General features: G+C 46.3%; 14 protein-coding genes. 3 read left to right on the forward strand and 11 right to left on the reverse strand.

All coding sequences use genetic code 11. The features are described 5' to 3' along the window. Positions 1 to 35: 35 nt before the first annotated feature. Positions 36 to 1,121: an NAD-dependent epimerase/dehydratase family protein gene (locus R2Q26_RS07030; protein ID WP_317535633.1), complete on the reverse strand. Its 1,086-nt coding sequence runs from the start codon at positions 1,119 to 1,121 to the stop codon at positions 36 to 38. Positions 1,122 to 1,300: 179 nt separating this feature from the next. Next, positions 1,301 to 2,470 carry a glycosyltransferase family 61 protein gene (locus tag R2Q26_RS07035; RefSeq protein ID WP_317535634.1) on the reverse strand — a complete coding sequence of 390 codons (1,170 nt, stop codon included), beginning with the start codon at positions 2,468 to 2,470 and terminating at the stop codon, positions 1,301 to 1,303. Positions 2,471 to 3,327: 857 nt separating this feature from the next. Here R2Q26_RS07035 and R2Q26_RS07040 point away from each other — a divergent pair. Continuing rightward, the gene (locus R2Q26_RS07040) at positions 3,328 to 4,656 is read left to right on the forward strand and encodes a hypothetical protein (RefSeq protein WP_317535635.1); all 1,329 of its coding nucleotides are present in this window, start codon (positions 3,328 to 3,330) and stop codon (positions 4,654 to 4,656) included. An 829-nt stretch (positions 4,657 to 5,485) separates the two neighbouring features. Here the strand turns inward: R2Q26_RS07040 and R2Q26_RS07045 are convergent. The 4 genes from R2Q26_RS07045 to R2Q26_RS07060 form a co-directional block, all read right to left on the reverse strand. Next, on the reverse strand, positions 5,486 to 5,674 hold the full coding sequence (locus tag R2Q26_RS07045) for a hypothetical protein (protein WP_317535636.1): 189 nt from the start codon (positions 5,672 to 5,674) through the stop codon (positions 5,486 to 5,488). A 205-nt stretch (positions 5,675 to 5,879) separates the two neighbouring features. Further along, positions 5,880 to 7,142, reverse strand: coding sequence for a hypothetical protein (locus R2Q26_RS07050; protein ID WP_317535637.1), 1,263 nt, complete (start codon positions 7,140 to 7,142; stop codon positions 5,880 to 5,882). 26 nt (positions 7,143 to 7,168) lie between these two features. Continuing rightward, positions 7,169 to 7,969 (reverse strand): sulfotransferase family 2 domain-containing protein, encoded by an 801-nt coding sequence (locus R2Q26_RS07055; RefSeq protein ID WP_317535638.1) that lies wholly within the window; start codon positions 7,967 to 7,969, stop codon positions 7,169 to 7,171. 13 nt (positions 7,970 to 7,982) lie between these two features. Further along, on the reverse strand, positions 7,983 to 8,729 hold the full coding sequence (locus R2Q26_RS07060) for a CatB-related O-acetyltransferase (RefSeq protein ID WP_317535639.1): 747 nt from the start codon (positions 8,727 to 8,729) through the stop codon (positions 7,983 to 7,985). 883 nt (positions 8,730 to 9,612) lie between these two features. Between R2Q26_RS07060 and R2Q26_RS07065 the strand changes: the two genes are divergently transcribed. Continuing rightward, positions 9,613 to 9,834: a hypothetical protein gene (locus tag R2Q26_RS07065; protein WP_317535640.1), complete on the forward strand. Its 222-nt coding sequence runs from the start codon at positions 9,613 to 9,615 to the stop codon at positions 9,832 to 9,834. Continuing rightward, positions 9,788 to 10,081 (forward strand): hypothetical protein, encoded by a 294-nt coding sequence (locus R2Q26_RS07070; protein ID WP_317535641.1) that lies wholly within the window; start codon positions 9,788 to 9,790, stop codon positions 10,079 to 10,081. The genes R2Q26_RS07065 and R2Q26_RS07070 overlap by 47 nt, the downstream gene beginning before the upstream one ends. A gap of 115 nt (positions 10,082 to 10,196) precedes the next feature. On the opposite strand, the gene R2Q26_RS07075 is transcribed toward R2Q26_RS07070, so the two are convergent. The 5 genes from R2Q26_RS07075 to R2Q26_RS07095 form a co-directional block, all read right to left on the reverse strand. Further along, positions 10,197 to 13,757 carry a glycosyltransferase gene (locus R2Q26_RS07075; RefSeq protein WP_317535642.1) on the reverse strand — a complete coding sequence of 1,187 codons (3,561 nt, stop codon included), beginning with the start codon at positions 13,755 to 13,757 and terminating at the stop codon, positions 10,197 to 10,199. A gap of 53 nt (positions 13,758 to 13,810) precedes the next feature. Next, on the reverse strand, positions 13,811 to 17,116 hold the full coding sequence (locus R2Q26_RS07080; protein ID WP_317535643.1) for a glycosyltransferase: 3,306 nt from the start codon (positions 17,114 to 17,116) through the stop codon (positions 13,811 to 13,813). 319 nt (positions 17,117 to 17,435) lie between these two features. After that, positions 17,436 to 18,047 (reverse strand): adenylyl-sulfate kinase, encoded by a 612-nt coding sequence (gene cysC, locus R2Q26_RS07085; RefSeq protein WP_317535644.1) that lies wholly within the window; start codon positions 18,045 to 18,047, stop codon positions 17,436 to 17,438. A gap of 18 nt (positions 18,048 to 18,065) precedes the next feature. After that, positions 18,066 to 18,881 carry a glycosyl hydrolase gene (locus R2Q26_RS07090; RefSeq protein WP_317535645.1) on the reverse strand — a complete coding sequence of 272 codons (816 nt, stop codon included), beginning with the start codon at positions 18,879 to 18,881 and terminating at the stop codon, positions 18,066 to 18,068. After that, positions 18,878 to 19,948 carry a sulfotransferase gene (locus tag R2Q26_RS07095; protein ID WP_317535646.1) on the reverse strand — a complete coding sequence of 357 codons (1,071 nt, stop codon included), beginning with the start codon at positions 19,946 to 19,948 and terminating at the stop codon, positions 18,878 to 18,880. The genes R2Q26_RS07090 and R2Q26_RS07095 overlap by 4 nt, the downstream gene beginning before the upstream one ends. Positions 19,949 to 20,069 lie beyond the last annotated feature (121 nt).

The following is a 20,069-nucleotide window of genomic DNA, read 5'->3' on the forward strand; positions in this document are numbered from 1 at the left end:
AACTCTGGCTTCGCAAATTGTGCCGGCGAGCGCCCTCAGGTTAAGGCCACCTGGCTCTCCTTTGCCCATTCGACGAAATGCTTCAGTCCCGTAGCAAAGCCGGTTCGCGGTTGCCAGCCCAATTGCTCGCGCGCCAGGGCGATCTCCGCAACCGCATGGCGCACGTCGCCGGCGCGGAAGCTTCCAGTGACGCGATGGTCATCCGGACTGCGGCCATAGAGCGACAGCACGGATTTTGCCATTTCCAGGATCGAAACCGGCGTGCCGCTGCCGATGTTGATCGGCAGCGGCGGAGACGCCCGCGAGGTTCCGCAGCAGCGAAACGCGTCAACGACATCGTCGACATAGACGAAGTCGCGAATGATCTGACCATCCTCGAACACGTCAAGCCACTCTCCCTGTTCCACCTTTTGGCAGAAGATGGAGATCACGCCGGTGTAGGGATTACGCAGTGATTGGCCCGGACCGTAGACGTTTTGCAGGCGCAAGATGGCGACTTCCACCTCGGTCCCCGCGACGCACTGCGTGCAGATATACTCCTGCATCAATTTGGTCGAAGCGTAGATTGATGCAGGCGCGGCCGACAACGTTTCAGACGTGGGAACAGGCGCCAAAATCGCTCCCTGCTCGTCCTTGAGGTCGAAATCGCCTCGTCGCATATCTTCAATGCGTCGCGGCGGCGCATTGCGCACGCGGCCTTGCGCGTCGCGCGCAGCACCTTCGCCATAGATAGCCCGCGAGCTCGAAAGCACGATGCGCCGCACCGCGCTTCCATGAGCCCGTACCGCTTCGATCAAATTGCTGGTCCCCACCACATTGACCAGGTTGTAGCGCGTAGGCTCGTCATACGACTGTCCGGTACCGGTCTCGGCAGCGAGATGATAAATGAGGTCAGGATTGAAGGCGCGGACTGCGGAATTGAGTTCCTCGGCGTTGGCTACATCTCCGCGAACAATACGGCATTTGCCGACCAGGCCGGTCGCCTCTTCCACCCGCGTATAGCCGTGGACCTGCGGATGGAAATTGTCGAAGACCATGACATCGTTGTCCTCGCAAAGCAATTTTGCCAACCGCGATCCGATAAATCCTGCGCCGCCGGTAATTAAAATGCGTTGCGTCATGATCTGCATGTATTCGCGTAAAGGACCATTCGCTTTGCAGGCCCAATGTGCATCAAATTATAAATAGCTGCAACGAACCTCAACTGTCCGCTCATTTTTTCTTACCCAATCAGTTTCAGCTTGCACATTCCACCTACTGTCTTCATCCCAATCAAATATTTCTTCGATTCGGTTACGAATTAAGCGCGTAGCTTACCCAATCTATCTATCCGTTTTATCAGTAGGTTTAGCGCGCTCCTGAAATCCTCCATGTCAATTCGAAAGGGATTGGAGCTAATCGGTGCTTTGTCACTATCCAAGTTACCAAAAACTTCCAGGTAGTGCAATTGAGACTGGCCCGCAATATCCCAAAAAAATCGACCCGGCCAGTCCGCTGGACTCAATACCATGATGCCGGTTGGTCTAGTGCAGAACATAATATTTGTGAGCGCGGCTCCTTTTACCCCAATAATAGCCTCAGCAGAACTGAATATTTTTGCCTGCTCATAGATGCTGTAGTGTTCCGGATAGATTACTTCAAATCCATACCTACTGCATTCATGGATCAGGTCTTCTTGATTCCTCAGGTCGCGTCTATCACCGGTATTACGTGCGATGAACAGACGTCGAGTGCCTTCCTTTGATAGCTGTTGGTGTAACAAAAGCGAACGTAGTGAGGACATAGCCTCGGGAGACTTAAACATGGGTGGAACCTGGACTGGTGTAATATAATTAAGTTGTGAAAATGTCCATGTCTCGTTGTCACGATGTTCCAGCACCGGAATGTTTGGAGCAATTAACTTGAGCGTATCTTGCATAACCGCGCGCATTGATTTGCTCTCGTGCGCGCCAATGACAATATGCCAATCGGAGGGCATGCGTATCGCCGAGGTCAGTGCAAGAAGAGCTGCCCCATCTACAAGCCAGTGGCCATAGTTTCTCCACCATGGCCGTTTGACCAGAAGACACGGACTATCGATGTGCCGAGTCGGCAATGATTTCAGGCTAAAACATGCACCATCAGCAGAGATAAAGCCAGGAGGTATGCCGCCGCGGCGAAATAACTCTTGGGCACTCTCTCGCACTATCTTGGCATTCCGGGTAACTAACGTGCCCTGCCCAGTTATAACGGCATCGCGTAACAACACCCTATAAACAGGCTTATAGCGCTGCGTCGTCACCTTCATAGCTCGATCATACTGCTCTAGGTTGAATCGCGCCTTTTCTTTGCCAAACAAAATGGCGTGCGATCTACTATAGGAGCCCTCCCCTGTGACAACATCCACACCACATATCCCAGCCTCCATGGCAGCATGTTTGTTTTTGTCGCCTAACAAATCTACAATAGAACAAACAGAAATATTATTCATATGCTTTAGCGTCTAGCAGAACGTTAAAAAACTTGGCACTTTTTCACTCTGAAATTGTGTTTTTAAAGGAACGCAGTATTTTCCTTGTTTTCTTAAAGTTATTTTTTTCTAAAGTTACTCATTTTTTAAACAGTTTTTATTCAAATTTTCTGTAATTTCTGATTTTTTATCCTATCTGCATATTTTCAGCGGATCTTGGATTTTTTCGATTCACTTACGAATTTTCAGACTCATCGCATAATCTTTACTTTGACAAATATCATCCGGTACAGCACTGCTTTTGCGTTTGGCAGTCACGCCGCGATCTTCTCCTACTATGGTTTCTGATTTGGCGTTGACTTGCAGCAGCTTGAACGATTCTTCTCACTCAACTGTTTCGGATAGGAAAAATATACTCTTTTTTTGCGGGTATGCAATATACATAAGATCAAACTCGCTCCTGAGCAATCAAAAAGCAGCTTACTTTTGTCTTAACTTAGATTTCTCAATTGGGACGGTATGAAGTGCACGTGCGAATGCAGAGCAAGACGCAACGACGCGGAATGATCGCTCCATTCCAATGAGTCACTTATCAATCTTCCACTCTGATAAGCCATTGCCGTTGTTTTATGACGTTTTAATAAGTCATCAACATACTGTTTTAAGCATAATCTTTAGGTCAAATTAAGGCTTTTGCTTATTCTAATTCTCTTCAAAAATGAATAATCTGTGACTCGGTCCAGTAATGGTTGAAGTCACTAACTACCGTGGCTTTACTCATGCATCAAGTTAATTGCTATAAATCTAATTTGGTAGTTGAAACCCGATCTGGCCAGATCAATAACTTAAAATCATTAACTCAGATGGAGCCTATTCACATGCTTAAAAAATTTTATATCGCTATCACACTTGTAGTAGCACTGATCGGCCTGGGGATACAACCTGCAAAATCAGCATTAACCGGTAAAAGCATAATAAATTCTATTACTAATTTCCCTGGCTCGTTTTCTGATGCCAAGGGCGTTTCCTTGGAGTTATGTTTAGATGGGGATGGAGTTACCGGTCTTTGTCTTTTTGACCCTGTGATACCAGGCAATACTACTTCCGAAACGTCCGGTTTTGGTGCAGAAGCATTTTGGTGGAGTGCTGCCGCCACCTTAGCTTTAGCTGGCGGCGGACAAGCCGATTTAACAATGGCTTTGGAAGCTGCCTATCTTACAGGAGATCCTGCCCCAAATCAGCAAACTGCCTTTGGGCGTATCCGCATCCGAGTCGATGTGCCTGTCGATGGTGATTATAAGATATGGCATCCCGCTTTATCTGAACTCAATGGCTGCCAGCCGGAAGTTTACACCGCAACGGCCGGTATTAAATCCATTAATATCACGCGCGATATTGGTGGCCCTGCACCGTTTGATAGCGCATTAAGCGGAGAAGTTGGCCCTTTCTTAACTTGGGATCCCGCCGTACCTCCTGCTGCACCAGCTGGCTTTGTAGGTGATCCTAATGTCAATCATAAAGTAGTCGGTGGTCATTGCGGTATTAACTTTTTCCGTATTCAAGGCCCTGCTGGTGTAGATTTAAACGGAAGCGGTCGTAATGTTGTGCAAACTGGAGCATTTGCGGTAATGGGCAAAATTTTTAATGCGGCTGATGTCCCACCGGGAATTGAGGCAGTACGTGCAACCTACTTGCGTAAAACTAACGACGCTACGGGCAAGACTTCAGCTCATATTAATACCTGGGTAAAATCAACGCCCGAAGCAACCGTTACGCTCAGCGGTCTACCCCGAGCCATTCAAGATGGCGCAATGAAATTCGACGGCGATAGTACATTCTTTAAACGTGGCACGTTCCCTACACTCAACACCCCTGTGCCCACCGAGTTAACCATCACCGCAACAAACACCGCTGGGAGTAGTACGAAAGTCGTCAATGTCATCGATGTAGTGACCATCCAATCGGTAAGCTGGTCCCCAGCAGCCCAAACGCTAAAAGTAAGAGCCGCCTCAAGCGACAAGGTAAGCTTAGCTTCAGGTGATATTCCTGAACTTACGCTGCAAATAGGAAATAATACTTTTCCAATGCTACAATTTGGTCCCGCTGGTCAATATGCAGTGACTGCTCCCAGTATTGCAGTGCCGCCAGCTTTCGTCACAGTGACGTCTTCAAAAGGTGGTGTCGCTACCCAGACCGTACATGATTAGCTAACTTGTTATTTAAATAATATTGCAGTCGTGATGAAGGCTACCGCTACTGCAAGGGAAACAAAACAAAAGTTGAAAAGTGAGGAGTATCTTGAGTCAGCCACTTCTCAATAGATGATTGCAGTTAACCCGGATTCTCTGTTAGAAAATTTTCCTAGCGGAGAATCTGGGATATAAATTTTCCAGCTTAAATTTCTTCGAATTTCTCTTCCTTACACTCATTCCCCAGTCTCCAGTTAAGATAAATTATCTTTTAACTGAGTTGATTGATTTTATCGAACCATATTTAGTACATCAGAAAATATCAGGCTGTTTTAGAGCAAAAGAAGATACCTGATAAGAAATGACAGCTTGCATCTAATTTCAAGAAATAAAGATTTCTAAGAAATTGAGTCAAAGCAACATTATTAGGTGGTTTTGGCACATTCTCAAGCAAAACAATTTCAAACTTCGATTGAAATCCCATTACTCACAAAGAGCCATTTTCTGGTTTTATTTTAGGTAGTGTAGCTAAAATTTCGCACGAACATGCGGTTGGAGAAGCCTGCTGAACTATACATCCCACGTATAGAGCGCTCATCAACATGATGTTGATGTATCTAGTTGGTTTTAAGCGAGTAATCGAAATTGAGACCCAACTAGATTCTGATTGGACTAACTTTTCGAAGGATGTTTTGGCGCAAAGCTGCGTCGATGCTTAGTGGGTATTAAATAGGCAGACGTGGTGCGCAGCTACTAGTTCTATACCAGATACTGTTGAGTTAATTGACGGATAAAACTGATTCGATCGTGCTTATCCAACACTTCTGTTTAGTTACAATCTCAACATTCATCTGTATTGCCTGATATACGCTGGGGCCGTTTTCATCCCAAATGGTGTTCCGGAGTTCCAAGATGTGCGCACATTCCGGTCATCGACATTGCCCGTCGTTATTTTCACTCCCAGCAATTCCTCTTGGTTACGGCTCAAGCCCCTGACATAAGCCGTCAATCGCACAAATATCGCTATAGTATCCATCAGAACACTCCTCTAGTGATGAAACTCTTTTCAAAAATCGCTTCATCATAAGGAATTCAGGCTTCTTTTACAGCTTTTTTTATGTCAAACTCACATTAGGTAACTGTTAATAACAGTTATCATTTAAATAACTTTGGCAGTTACGAGGTAAATTGGCGCTGCCATTATAGAGTCATCTGAGCTTGCCAAGAAACTGTTATAGTTGTTAGTTTATTACCGAATGTACTTGGACCTCACGTACTCCACCCCCTAAGAAAACTCTGACGTTCTCATCAGGGTTATGAATTTCTTGACCTATACCGACAGAAAGCAAAAGCCACTCGGAAGGATCATCCCAGCGCGACCCGAATATTGAGGATAAATCCTCGGATGAAATTTGATTTGGGGGTTTTCTCAAAAGTTTAGCGGTGATAATCGTAAGAGCATTTTTCAACTGAGCAAAAGAAACTTGCATTCGAAATACCTTGTCTCGGAACTCCATGTGCTGTGTCGGCTCGCCTAGCGATGAATAAAGTATTAATCCAGATTGAGAATCTTTTATGGTCTCACCTTTTCGTTTAATGGGTCCACGAACCACTGGCATTCCCTTTTGTCCCGGATCTAAAAACACTCCTCCCTCCTTGAACCACTTAACAGAATCCCAATTCGTTATACCACTTCGATATACGGCTGTATTAAACAAGTATTGAAATTGGCATAATTTTTTCGTTTCGAGAAAGCAAGACCGGTTTATAAATGAGGATATAAGCTGTTGTTTTGCTTGTATTGGATCGCTTGTATTTGTGGTAATTTCTTCTCCCAAAGAAAGCGTCGCTACATTCTGAACAGTTCTAAACTCAACTTTGCGTTGATCAACCACCTCCGATCCCGTTGCCCATGGACGCACAGTATTCTCTTTTTTCCAGTCAAATCGGAATATTACGAATGCCCCCTCAATGCTGGCATTGACTCCTGTTTCATTTTTACCTCGCTTAGAGTACGGGCGAAAAAACGAGGAATGGCCAGTTTGATCTGGCCCCGTATATGTATAAATCCCGATTCCACCACGCACAGGATCTTTGTTCACATGCACGAACGTATCCGCTACTTCGTCATGAACTGATTTTTGACAATGTGCTGTATCTCCGCTTGGTGCCCAACGCCCACCCTCTCCCTCTCGAGCCAAAGGGATGCCAGTGAGTTCAGACGCCTGACTGAATCGGGAGCTCCCGTAGTTTTTAACTGGACCATTGCGAGCACGCGAATTGCAGCCTTCTGCTCGACCAAAGAACATTACCTTCATGCCAGGTTTCAAGACTGTGGCTGGATCATTTGCGTTCCATGCCGAATAAACCTCATTTCGTTCAAGATAGCTTAACTGCCCCCCCTTTAATTGGAACGCCTGAGTTGACAACGATTCGGCATGACTTCCAGTGGCTATAAACCAGATCAGGGCAAGACCATACACATACTGCGTCATTTCTCTCATTAAGTTACCCTCCACCATGACAAAGTTCACGAGCTTTCTTTATGCGAGTAAACGTTTACATTGTATAAAGCCCAAATTTTGTTGTCCATTGTGCAATAATCTTGTAATCGCTTTAAAGTTACTTCATCGGCTCCGAGAGCCTTTAAGCCATCCAGACGATCCCTTGCCGCAACTTTGGTATTAACATTGACTCGATATTGCTCAGCTTCCGATTCCGATATCGATACACCACTGATCTCCTGAATAGCCCTAAAAACGCTTGCCATATCGCTTACAGTAAATACGTCGTCGAGTGTACTCAAATTATCCATCGCCATCCGTACAATATCAGCTTGGGAAAACTCCTTTCGATTGATTAGTCCAGCCAGTTCACCGCGGCATCTATAGCGTCGACCGGCAAAATAATAACTATAGAAGTTGTCGTAATGATCATCGATGAAATTTCTTAGATGAGGCGGGCCGCCAAGGAAATATTCTCTAGGATTCAATTCAAAAGCTGCTTTAATTCCCTGACGTTCTGGCTTTACCCGTTCTTCTGCTGAAAGGTTCTCCCCTTGATTGCGAGTATAGAAGTAAAAAGAAAGAATTCTGTCCATTGGTTCACGCAAAACGGTGAAGACGTACTTTGGGCCCTTAATGCAATCGAGCAGTGACCAATCCAAATGCCCCGAAAATACCTGATAACGATTCAATTCTGCAATTGAAAACTGCCGTAACTGATCATTGACCCGTGCTGGACACACAGCCTCCTTACCAAAGGCATTGACCAATGCAGCATGGATAGATTGGCCGGCAGTTTTGGGAATATGAAGAAAAATGATTTTCATGTTTTATTCTTTATTACTCAGTACAAGTTGTTGCCAGATTACGCAGATAAATCTTAGATGGCATGTAGACTTCCATTCCTGACGATCGAAGTGTCTCGATTTGCTCCAGAAAGGCTGGTACAGCATCGACTCGCGCACCCTTTAGCTGCCAAGGTGCAAATTCCCACCATTTGCTTTCCAATAGAGCTTCAATTTGGTTTTCTGGGAACCGATAGCGTACAACCTTCGCCGGAGAACCCGCTACCACCGCATACTCCGGCACATTCTTTGTTACCACCGACATCGCAGCCACTACTGAGCCATTACCAATCGTGACTCCAGGCAAAACAAAAGCGCCATGCCCAATCCACACATCATTACCTATGGTTGTTAATTTTGCTATCACCGGTGGAGCACCTTTGATGAAATCATTGCGTGGTTGCAAATCGACCCCTTCCGGCAAAGGTTGATCCAAAACATTATTGTAGGGTTGATAAAAAAATGGGGACGTACTTATCCAATGCATAGGATGAGGATGTCGACCGATCTGTATCTCCTCCCCAAGCGAACAATAACGTCCGATCCGGCAACCGAAATAATATCCGCTTACCGCATAGCTGAAAGCGCCTAGATGAAGTGAATGTATGATATCCATCCATTTGATACTGCATGGTGGTTCAAACACAGTGTTTTCAGGTAGCATTGCTCCAGGTTGATGCAGAGTGGAAACACCATGCTCGCGCAGCTTGGCAATCAGTTCTTGTGTTAGTTGGATTGGCATATAAATCCAGATTTTCCATTAGGAAGATTTTTTAATGAAAGCCATTAGAATAACTTGTTAAAAATAAGGATAATTTAGCGAATTAACGTATTCTGATTGGCGCACATTTTTTTCCGGAGAGCTTTCGTAGATTTTGAGCTTCGCTTTACCAATAAAGAGATAACGGCTTGGGGTGGCATGAGATTGATAAAGCGGATACTGGACCGAATTGATTCAATACAGCTTTAGAAAATTGTAGTTTGCCGCAACCTGACATAATTACTATCTTTTGATATGACGATATCTCCATCATGACTTGTTAATCTCCTTGTAGGTCAGTGATAATAATTTTTTTTCTCAACCCTACAGATAGACAATTTTGCCTTGAAAAAAGTCGTGGCTAGAAAGGTGAAGCAAATGCACAATGGTTAGCACAGTGACAAAAATACTTTTTTACATTTAATACCTATAAAAGTTTCTTTTATACATGCAGGATTCATACCAAAACATATACTAATTATTAATCAATGAGTTACTTAATATTTCATAAGTAAAATATGGGAAAAATGTCGCCATTAATTAACTTGTTTTTATGTATGATATATGTATGGTACGTAATACTATATTTATTAAAGAATTATTTTGTCGCTATTTAGTGACGTATTTTTATATATGATATATAACATCATGTTCTTAAAATATTTATTTTGTCGCTAATTAGGAACATAGATAGAGATTATGTATCCATTCAGTTGCTTTTGCAGTTCATGCTTTCAGTCTGACAGTGGCATCTAATTGCCTTGCGTCTCAACCAGCCATTGCAAAGAGCATTGGTAGAAGAGACAGATTGGTGGGCACTGGGTGATAGCATAGAGCTGATTAGTTTTGATTATCAGGAACCAAGTTGGAAAAAACCACGCGGCGGATAGTGGGTATTCTACAAAAGATTGATGAACAGCCTGATGCCAAGGGTAAGACATTGTCTATATTTGCAGATGATCCAGTTTTTGCTCAATACCACTACAGTGCACTAGTCACAGATATGGATTTACCTGTAGCAGAACTTTGGCGTTTGTATCGTGGTCGTACTGACTGTGAAAACCGTATCAAAGATACTGAAATATGATTTTGGTGAGAAAAGCTTTAATCTCAGAGATTTCTGGGGGACTGAAGCTGCTTTAATGACAGAAATGCTGACTTACAATTTGATGAACCTGTTTCGCCAAGCGGTACTAAGAAGTGATGCGGTTTCAGGTAAACCTGAGGTTCAACATACCCTCAAAACACTGTGCTATAAGCTCTTTGCCAAAGCTGGCTATATCACTCATGAGGGCCGGGAAAAGATCATTAACCTGGCCATGGCCATGCAATAACGTGAATGGATCGATGTTTTTGGAATCAATCTAAACGTTTGATCTCCCCGTTAAATTTAACCCAATATTCACACCTTAATTGGTTCTAATGGAAAATCTGGAATAAAGCCTTTTTTCATCGAGTTAGATATTGTTCTAAGGTGGTAGTGTAGCTGCTCGGGCAGTTTGAAATATTTTCATTCGATAGTGCAGTTACTGTTAAATCAAGGATAGCATCCAGAATTTCCCCTACCCTTGCAACTTCAAGTACCGTTCCAAAACCTGCAGCCCTGACCCGCTCTGCCGGTGCACCCATATCTGTCACGATCGGCCATAACCCAAATCTGAAAGCATGGCTCAGAGTATATGAAAATGTTTCAGGCCATTGATTGGGGAAGAACGCCAAATGGGGCCGATGCACCAACATCAGCTCCTCCAGTTCGTCTTCCTTGTACGCTCCTAGAATCGTCACATTCGAATAGCGCGCAAGTTGACTGTCGTCAACTGTTATGCCAAATACGATAAATTCGATGGGCAGTCGTCGCCGCTCGGCTTCCATGGCACATTCTACCAGTTGATGATACCCCTTGATTTCACTAATGCCACCAATCAAGGCCACTTTGACGATACCATTTTTCGAAATACCTTCGTTGACCTTAACCTGTTTGTTGAAAACCGAATCCCTGGGCGTAGGGTGTGGCACGATCTTGTAATCCGCCTGCATACCATGATGCTCCATGCGCTGAACGACATCCCTGGCCCCTGCGATCACAGTTTCGGCCTTAGCCAGGATGCGACTGAAAGCTTTCCGATACTGGGCAATATCGCCTTGTGCGTCTTCGACAAAGTGCTGCAAGCCCGTATGGGGTTGAAAGAAGTCAATACAGCGCCTGCATTGTTCCACCGGTGGCTCCTGGCAGTAGCGCCCTCCTGGGGTGGTGAGGGTCACTCTCGGGCATATCCAGGCGTAGTCATGAATTGTAATGATTGTAGGATAGGTGTCAGTTAACCATTCCAGCAAATGCATCGGCATACCGAAAGGAGCATGCAGATGCAGGCGTTCGATACCTAGTTTATCAATATCACTTTTCAGCGCCTCGATTTCATTCTCGGAATAGATTTCGCGGTGTTGATCGGCAAAGAAGCCCGAAAGACGGGTTTCAGTAAGCTCGATATCCAATTCTGACTTACCGGTATCGTTGAAGCGCAACACAATAGGAGTATAGCCAGCCTCGATGTTAAGAGCACTCATGTCCTCGATGTACTGCTCAGTGCCACCGCCGAATCCATGGGTGACGTGCAGGATACGCTTACTGGGGAGAACTGCATTAATGAGTGCAAGGTTAATGGCGCGGCGAATGGTTGCACCGGGATCAGCGAAGATGAATCGCTGAATTAATTGGTCGTAGAAAGGATAGCGTGCGCTGATTTTTTTTGCGCTTTCCTTGATGCGCTCGAGTTTTTCATCACCAAACGAGACATTGCCCCGGTGCACAATAAAAGTATCACCGGTCATGATATGTCGCCAGCCCTGCGCAGTCGCTTTGAGGCAAAAATCAACCTCTTCGCCGTAGCCGCGTCCCCAGGTTGCTGCATCAAACAGGCCGATTTCATCGAGACATTGGCGTCGGATATACATGCAGAAACCAATAGCCACGGGGATATCAACATATTTTCCAGCATTCACCGTAGCCGCTACGCGATCGACCTCTTGTGCCAAGGCAGCATTGGCAACGGGAAGTGACTTGCACTGATAGGGAACTGTGCAGATTTCCGCGTTGTTGGACAGAGGCGTGACCGTGCCGATGCGAGGATCACTTTTTGCAGATGAAACGAGACGATCAATCCAACCGGATTGAACAACAGTGTCGGCATTAAGAAGAATGACGTCGCGATCTGCGGCAACGATCATGCCAATGTTAACTGCCTCAGAAAAACCGCCGTTAATGGTGCGATGAATGATCAAAAGATTTTCATGACCCCGCTTCTCGAGATCATTCAGATAGTCCTTGATGAAAGAATCCGGGGTACAGTCGTTAACGATTACAATACGCGAGGGAGTCTCGTTTTTAGCAGCCAACACGCTTTCAATGCATTCCATTGTTTCAGCCACACCGCCGTAGACGGGGATAATGACATCAATCTCAGCTGGCGACTGAGCACGCTGTGGAGGCGGCATAGTTTTGCTGGTGAATTCGACTCCGCCCCCAGACCGCATAACAAGCTTTGACATCACTGTTTGCAGACGCACTCGAGTAGTTTCCGAGTCCGATTTCGCCATGTCATAAGCGAGCTCGCACATAACATCGTACGGGCTTGCGACTGAGACTCTTGCCAGGGTAATGCCGGTTTCTTCGTCCTGAAGGATATAAGATATAGCTCCTGACAGTTGGGTGACGGGAAAAGTCAATGCAAAACCACTGGTTACAATAGCATTTGGAAATGCCGACAAGACATCATCTCGTGTAATTTGTGTTTGGAACGTGCGCTTTGTTCGTTCTGGTGAGGTGATACTGAGTGTCAGTGGATTTTTTCGATCATGTCTGAATGCCCAGCCCACTATTCGATTGAAATCGGCCCAATCAATATGAACTGAATAGGTGGGGTATGCGATAACTCTTGCATCGCTGCGGACGACGGCCTCGCCTTCTCGAATGCAAACAAAATAGACATGGGGCTGGCCGTCAACAAACTGGGGGGGTAGCGCCAAACGGCCAGCACAATGGTATGTACCACCTTGACTCTCCGATGAGGGGTTGAAGTTTATCGTTGAAAAATATCTGCCATCGACATGCAATTCCCCATCCAGCGCAGCTCCTGGCCATCCAGTAAGCTCTGCTTGTATTTCTTGATTTTTTATACCGAGTATCTTGATAGTCAATTTGTTCGTGAAGTCCACCTTGACGGGGGAGTTCGGAAGCAAAAAACCATCGACACGTGCCTCTATTTCAAATGCCAGGCGCGATAATGACGCACGGGGCAACGCAATCTTGAAGCCAGAATGCAGTTTATCTGAATGCTTGCCTATAAAATCAGGGCGCGGGAGTGTAGCAGTTTGCTGCGCAACTGCCTCTCCATTCAGCTGCAACTCGACAAGCGCGGGCGAATCCTGGCTAGGAGCAACCGCCCACCCCATAACAACCAAGTTCTCATCCATGCATTCCAGATAGCCATCTGGTATACCGGATCCAAGCCAAGATTTGGCTTCATGAACGGATGGAATCAAGGTGGCCGTTATAGCAATCGCAAGAGCCTCACCTTCAGGGATAACCAGAACCGGGCAAGGCTGGTCATCAGCCATATCGTTCAAGGTTTCCTTCAGGAGATTTTTGTCCCATTTCAAATGAAATCCACAATAGGCTGGCGATTTGACAATCTCGCTGATATCGGGTCTGAATATATTTGCCACGACCTGACCGACTCTATTTTTCCTGATATAGGCTGATAGCCGGATTTGCTTGCTTGGAGCCGATACATCTATTATCCAACCCTTCACCCCTGCTTGGTCTATCGAATCAATGCAACCAAAGAGCCTTTCGCCAGTTTTCCCTGATATATTGCCGGAGATAAATACATTTTGTTTTTGTATTTTAGAAGTAGGCTGTACCTTGGTTATGGTAGTCGCTCCGGCTGTATTCGCCCCATGATCAATATCGGTCACCACATTCGATTTCTTTTTACTATCTTTCTGAGCCATTCTAAATCCCAAAAATTTATCAGTATATAACTATCTCAGCGTATTCAGCGGGATTATAGCGGCGAAGCCACTGCCATCTCCAGCATCTGTACAAACGCTCTTTCCCCAAAATCTTTTTCTACCGCCAATAGTCCCGCTTCGCGTATCCGTGCCCACTGTTTTGCGTCGTTATATAACTGAACCGCGCATTCAGCATACTCATCAGGCGTCAAATTCGCAGGCGCAAGGTAGCCAACCTGCTCATCCCAGCCGATTTGTCGCTGCAGCAAAGGTGAAATTACGCAGGGTACCCCATTGGCTACCGCGCTGGCGATTTTTTGCGGTAGACCGGCACCGAAACGGGTGGGAGCAAGAAAAACGCGAATCTGACTAAAAAAGTCGTCTAGATCGTCAACCCCACCCACCCATTCTATACCATCGGTGAGCTGCACTAGACCGTGAGGGACGCGCTCATCCCAATAGCCGGCAATACGCAAGGTAACATCAGGTAGGTGTTGCCGGATGCGTGGAAAGCACTCATTGCACAACCAGATGATGCTATCCAAATTGGGTGATTCGAGACTATGTACCGCACCAAGAAAACCAAAAGATTTGCGGCCTTCAAAGGCCTTGCGCACCTTGCGAACAGGATGCTGGCGTGGCCAATCAGCCTGGTGAGCAAGCAGGCGACAATCCTTACCAGATAATTGTTGCTGGATAAGTGCTTGCTCGGCTTGACTCACAGTGAGAACGCGATCAGCGAGCTCCAGAGGAGCTATTTCCTGCTTGAGTTTTTCCTGTGCGGAAGCAGGATCCAGACCAAGCACCTTCATTTGTTCGATCTCACGGATTGTGGTCAGAGCTTCAGTATCTGCGATAAGTTGACCCTCGGGATGCGCAGTTTTCCAGGCCATGAGATCGGGATAATAAAAGCTGAAGTTGTGAGTTCGGCAGACCCAGAGAGTTTGAAAGAGCATGCGATTGGCTTGCAGGAACTGGCTAAGATCGCTTGCATGCTCATCAGCGAGCACTACATCCACTCCACCCAGATCGGGATAACAAGCATGCTGGTTATGACCGCGCTTCCTCGCCCACACTACTACGTTATGACCCATGGCGCGCAAGCCCTGAATAATATCAACTGAACGCACGTAGCCAGAGCCGAGGTGTTTCTCCGGTGGCCGATCTTCGATAAAAAGAACAGTATTTCCCTGCCGATAACGGCGATCAGCCGCAAAAAGCACGCTGAGTGTTCCAGGAACAGGTTGTTGCTTAAGAATATCGGTGTGCTTGCGGCGCAGGATTTGCTGGTGCGCAAGAATGAGCGCAGCAGAGGTACTGGGGGGGCGACCTTTGGAATAGCTGCCGTATTCGTAGTGATGCACAATTACGGTAGGATCATAGACGACACGGTAGCCCACTTTCCAGAAGCGTAAGGCAAGATCAGCATCTTCACAGTAACCAGGGTCGAAGGCTTCATCGTAACATCCAATTTTTCCAAAGACGTCGCGCTTGACAGCAATAAAGCAGGCGGAACACATGTCGACATCGCGCACAGTAAGCAAGTTGTGAGCGTTGGCCTGGCTATCCCGGCCGACACCATTGGTCGATCCATCTGACCAAATGACATTACCTGCCTCCTGGACCAGCCCGTGGCTACGCATGACTCGCCCCCCCACGCATGCGATATCCGAAGCACTATACAGGCGGCTCATAGCGTTTCCGAGCGCATCCGGTTCTAGTGTAATGTCGTTGTTCATGAACACCAGGGTTTCGCCGCCGGCCAGCAGTGCGCCGAGATTGCAGTTGGCCGAAAAACTGGCGCGTTTATCAAGGTGAATTACATTAACGTTGTCAACGTACGCTTCCAGTTTGCGGGTCTCGTCTTTCGAAGCGGCGTCGACAACGATGACTTCGGTGTCGGCATCGAGGATGTGCGACAATTGTTTAAGTAGTTGCAAGGTAAAGGCAAAGTTATCGACGACTGGAATGACAATTGATACTTTCGGTTGAGCAACTTGTGGCAGGCGGATTTTATAACCCATGCGCACATTCGCGGCAATGAGTTCGGCCTGGCGCTCGAAGATAGCCTTGCCTTCGCGTTCCGGTACCAGGATTTGTGCCAGCGGTGGATGGGCGCGCAGACCCCGTTTAGCACCGATTAATTGGAAATGTTCAAAAGAACCAAGCAGCCCAAGTTCAGCAATTTCACGCGCGACCTCGGGATGGTTAGTAAGGTAATACTGGGGGTCAAAATAGTCGTTTGGCCGTCGTTCTTCCTGAATGCCTTTATATAAATAATGTAAAGGCAAGTCGTCGACATCTTCTAAGTCAGGATAAGCATTGCGGTAATACCCCGCGTCAAAATCTGGCAATGATGCGGCCTTGCCACAGAGATTCCGCCGGGCGAAGTGACGGTGCGGCAGCAAGTCGTGACGGATAAGTTCGGACTGATACACAGCACGGTACCAAGCGGTGTCGAAAAGTACGCCTGCTTCCGTACGCCCCTCCAATATAGCGAGCCAGTCTTGCAGTGGAGCATCGCTTACGGTCAACCCAAACTTGATACGCGTGCTAAATGGCAACAAAAAGGGGTGTGGTCGGCGGTCTTCTCTGTAGCCGCTTTTGAGAAAGTGATGGTAGCCGCTGACGAATTTACCGTGCTGGATACCAGCGTCGATGTCGGGGTAGCGGTTCCGATAGTAACTTTCATCGAACAGTGAGCATGGCGAGACGGATGCTGAATTGGTAAGATAGTAAAGAAAGGTAACAGACACACTTTGATTATCACACAGTGGTACATCGACCAAAGGTCCAGGAGAGTGGCCAGCATTTGCACCCTCAGCGACGAAATAAGCTTCTGCATTGGCGTACAGGCCTTGCTTAATAAAATGGGCAACCACCGGATGACGGCTGATATACCAGGCTTCGTCAAACACTAGTCTCAGGAAATCCTGTTGCACCGGCGTCAGCACTTGTGTGGGGCGGTTGATGGCAGCAGTAAGCTGACCGGGTCTGATAGGGCGAGAATCAAAGCGCAGCAGTATTTGCCCTGACTGAGTCGATCGCTGTGTGATCTCCAGGCCAAGATTCCTGGCCAGTTTCTCCAGCCGAGCAAGCTCCTCTTGGTCAGGTTGAGTGGCAATGATCAAACAACTACCCGGCGTCAATTTACCATTCATGAACTCGAGCACCTTGCAAAGATCCCCCCCGGAGCCTGCGCGCACAAGTACAGCTTTCGATTGAGTAATGGCTTCCTGATTGTTAGCACTGGCCGTGACAAGCTGCCATTGTCCGCTTGGTAAAAGAACGCGTTCTTCTTCAGAAAGATTTCGGTTACCGGTCGGATCGATGAGCAAAAGTTGTTTTTTCCCCGTCATAATGTGACTCTCAGCCGTAATTGTTCCTCAAATTAAACGATGCTATCTTCACCATAATGAGCGCACGACTGCATTTCGATAAGAAACAGCGGGATTTCCCTAAGATTTCCCTGTTGATGAATATCACCTCGTAGCTGTTTCAGCATAATGGTTACAAAAATGCTATTTTGCCTGAGCCTGTCGAAGGCCGAAGCAAGCTGAAATACCGCTCGGCCTGAGCGTATCGAAGGCCAGTATAAGCTGCTTAGCGGTTCGACAGTTCGACAAGCTCACTACTCACTGCTCACCGCGAACGGTAAAGGTTGTTTGATTCTCGTCATCATTCTGGCTGCTTAATCACCTCGCGTACGCGTAGCAACGTAAGTACCTGCGCTACACAGTCTTCCAAAGGCAGACTATCCGTTGCAACCACCAATTCCGGGTTGAGCGGCGGTTCATAAGGTGAAGAAATGCCCGTGAATTCCTTCACCTCGCCAGCTCGAGCTCGGCGATAGAGACCTTTCACATCACGTTGTTCGCAGAGCTCCAGCGGAGCCTGGCAATAAATCTCAATAAAGTCACCATGCGAGAAGAGGTTGCGTGCCCGCTCCCGGTCACTGCGGAACGGTGAAATAAAAGCTGTTAAAGCAATCACGCCTGCCTCGGTAAGGAGTTTGGCCATTTCAGCGATGCGCCGGATATTTTCTGTACGATCTTCGGTTGAAAAGCCGAGATCTGAGCATAGACCGTGACGGACATTATCACCATCCAGCACGAAAGTGCGACAACCCAGATGGTAAAGTTCCTCCTCTACGGCATGAGCCAAAGTCGATTTGCCAGCACCGGAAAGACCGGTGAACCATAGCGCGGCAGAGCGGTGATTATTCAGTTGTTCACGGCGATAGCGGGTCACGGTAGCATGATGCCAAACAGTATTAGTATTTTTATTCATATAAATTGCTGAGTGGGGTTATTGAAACTCTGAGTAGAAGCGCCCCAGAGGTGTAAGTGTGCCATCCTTTTCAAACAAGCGCGACGTGCGTACCTCCTCATGTCTCAGTGAATAATTTCCTGCGCCGAACCATGCGTAGCGCTCAATGTACGGTCGCTTTTCCAGTTCAGGCAAAACAGCTTTCATAAAAGCAAGCACTTCTTCTTCCGAATAGCGATTGCTACCAGACTTATTCTTCGCATTCCAGTCCGCTACCGCGAATTCGGTAATCCAAATAGGCATGCGATATTTTTCATAAACAGCATCAATCTTTGCCAGAAACTTTTGTGGGTCTGGCGGGCTATACAAATGAACAGCCATAAAATCTACCTTGAGTTTCTTCTTTCGTACCTCATGATAAAAACGCTCAAACCATGGGCCGAGCACTCCAGCGGGTGCCGGAGATCCGAGGCGATCAGCCAGAGGCTCCAATCTGGTCCATTCTCTGACGGCTTTCTGCACAGACATGTTGGATTGATCAACTTTATTCGGCTCGTTAAAACCAAGCAGTATCGGCACTTTACCGTTCGCCCGCATCTCAGCAATTTCCACATCCAATCGCTTCCTACCCCATATCATGGGAACAAATTTCTCAATAGGTGCACCATCAATAGGCTGAGGTTTCCACGTGTAATACCAAGCTACATTTAGGGTAACGATACGCTCCGGCGCTTGTAGATTTGCTAAGCCTACTCCTTTCTTATCGCTGGCAAAACTGGCAGAGATAGCCAGCAACAGCGCAATGACTGACCAGATAAAACGGAGTGTTATGTTGATCACAATCCAGTGCTTCATTCGGTCATTATACGGGCTATCTGATATTTGGTTTGATCGGCAAATTTAACGAAGATATCGAGTTTCTGTTCTCCGGAGAGCTTCAAGCCAGTAATCTCGAAACGAGCCGTTGCGGAATAAGGATTATTAGGATGCTTTTCAAAATACCGTGGAGATGGGAGGCAGGTACGCACAAATGCACTATCACATCCTTCAACTATCAAGCTGGCGATGGGAGATGCTTGCTCTGATGGCAACATAATACCCCCAATTTTGAATGGTGTATTTGCAGCAAGCCACACGGGACGATGATCGATCAATGCAATATTCATACCAGGAACAGAATTTACCTCAATCCGTAACTTCATGAATTTTCGTTCTGTTCGTATTGCATTACCAAGGTTCTCGGCTTTTCCAGCATAACTGTGTTCACGGCCCAGCACTTCCAAGATACGAGCATCGTCGTATTCAGCACCCAAAAAATTAAAAAGTGATTTAAGATTCTTTCGATCACCTATCAAATCTGCATAATCAATCCAGAAACAGTTTTGGCGGTATTTGCTCCAATTTGAGGCTTGTTCTTCGAAAGTTGACATCCACTTTATTGCATTGATGGTTTCCTGATCACTCCAAAATCCACTTTTAGAGACTTTTTGATGATCTCGAGTTAGAAAAATGAATGCTGGGCGTGGCATGAGTTTTTCCAGAAAATCAAGATATCCCATCATATTAACAATCCCAGATATTCGTAATTCGGGCGGAGTATAACGAATTTCCTTGAAACCCCAGCATTGAATATTTTCGCAATCTTTCGGAACTAATTGATTTCTTAATGCTAACCTAACATCATTCAGAAAAACATCTTCATTTAGCATGAATGCGCCAAAAAATGGATCAGTTGATGAAGAAGAATCATTTTTATGTTCTTTCAATGTTTGACATAGTGAGTTGTAAGCTAGTGAAAAACCAGCACAAATATTCATATTCTCGCCACGAATCAACACTCCAGGTATCGAGTTCAGAATTCCTAATAAAAGTGTAGAGCCCGTACGACCATACGTTAAAATCAATAAGCTATCGAATTTCATTTTTAAATCTTCTCTATTGCAATATCTCAATACCCTCTTGGGGTTAAAACAATCGCAATCATTTTCCAATCACTACTGATTAGTTATTCATGAATGCCAGATACGACTTTGTAAGATATCA

The organism is Nitrosomonas sp. Is37, assembly GCF_033063275.1.
Lineage (GTDB): Bacteria > Pseudomonadota > Gammaproteobacteria > Burkholderiales > Nitrosomonadaceae > Nitrosomonas.

Excerpts from the sequence above, each read along its gene's own strand:
- R2Q26_RS07030 (WP_317535633.1), bottom strand. The coding sequence starts at position 1,121 with ATGACGCAACGCATTTTAATTACCGGCGGCGCAGGATTTATCGGATCG.
- R2Q26_RS07035 (WP_317535634.1), bottom strand. The coding sequence starts at position 2,470 with ATGAATAATATTTCTGTTTGTTCTATTGTAGATTTGTTAGGCGACAAA.
- R2Q26_RS07040 (WP_317535635.1), top strand. The coding sequence starts at position 3,328 with ATGCTTAAAAAATTTTATATCGCTATCACACTTGTAGTAGCACTGATC.
- R2Q26_RS07045 (WP_317535636.1), bottom strand. The coding sequence starts at position 5,674 with ATGGATACTATAGCGATATTTGTGCGATTGACGGCTTATGTCAGGGGC.
- R2Q26_RS07050 (WP_317535637.1), bottom strand. The coding sequence starts at position 7,142 with ATGAGAGAAATGACGCAGTATGTGTATGGTCTTGCCCTGATCTGGTTT.
- R2Q26_RS07055 (WP_317535638.1), bottom strand. The coding sequence starts at position 7,969 with ATGAAAATCATTTTTCTTCATATTCCCAAAACTGCCGGCCAATCTATC.
- R2Q26_RS07060 (WP_317535639.1), bottom strand. The coding sequence starts at position 8,729 with ATGCCAATCCAACTAACACAAGAACTGATTGCCAAGCTGCGCGAGCAT.
- R2Q26_RS07075 (WP_317535642.1), bottom strand. The coding sequence starts at position 13,757 with ATGGCTCAGAAAGATAGTAAAAAGAAATCGAATGTGGTGACCGATATT.
- R2Q26_RS07080 (WP_317535643.1), bottom strand. The coding sequence starts at position 17,116 with ATGACGGGGAAAAAACAACTTTTGCTCATCGATCCGACCGGTAACCGA.
- cysC (WP_317535644.1), bottom strand. The coding sequence starts at position 18,047 with ATGAATAAAAATACTAATACTGTTTGGCATCATGCTACCGTGACCCGC.
- R2Q26_RS07090 (WP_317535645.1), bottom strand. The coding sequence starts at position 18,881 with ATGAAGCACTGGATTGTGATCAACATAACACTCCGTTTTATCTGGTCA.
- R2Q26_RS07095 (WP_317535646.1), bottom strand. The coding sequence starts at position 19,948 with ATGAAATTCGATAGCTTATTGATTTTAACGTATGGTCGTACGGGCTCT.